Source organism: Acinetobacter sp. NIOH-H-8 (assembly GCF_046635365.1).
Taxonomy (GTDB): domain Bacteria; phylum Pseudomonadota; class Gammaproteobacteria; order Pseudomonadales; family Moraxellaceae; genus Acinetobacter.
Genome location: NZ_JBHDVN010000218.1, coordinates 1 through 438, shown reverse-complemented (window position 1 = coordinate 438; position 438 = coordinate 1). Strand labels below are relative to the sequence as shown.

The window sequence follows — 438 nt, the reverse complement described above, 5'->3', positions numbered from 1 at the left end:
AAACTGAATAATAAAACATTTATGCTAATGGATGCACCACCAGAAAAAGAAGATTGTGTGCCTTTTGTGACGATAGATGAATTTTTTGATGCGAATGGTGTTCGCGTGCCGCACATTGTGGCGAAGGATCTGGAAAATGGTCTATTACTGCTCGAAGATTTCGGCAATGTGATGCTGTCTGATCTGCTTAATGACGCCACTGTGGATGCTTATTATGAGCAGAGTTTCAAACAATTAGTTCAGTTGCAGTCTATTCAAGGTATAGGGCATTTCCCTGAGTATTCTTATGAAAAACTGATCTCGGAAATGGAATTGCTGACTGACTGGATGTTACCGGCTTTAAAAGTCATTCCGACCGCAGCGGAAAGTGCGCTGATTAAGCGTACCTTTGCTATTCTGGCGAATGCAGCATTAGCTCAACCTCAAGTGATTGTGCAC

1 protein-coding gene is annotated in these 438 nt (G+C 42.2%); it reads left to right on the top strand.

Annotation, left to right across the window (positions count from 1 at the left end):
- Positions 1-438 (top strand): phosphotransferase (locus ACEWB7_RS17900; RefSeq protein WP_411581077.1); only part of this gene is annotated, 438 nt, incomplete at both ends.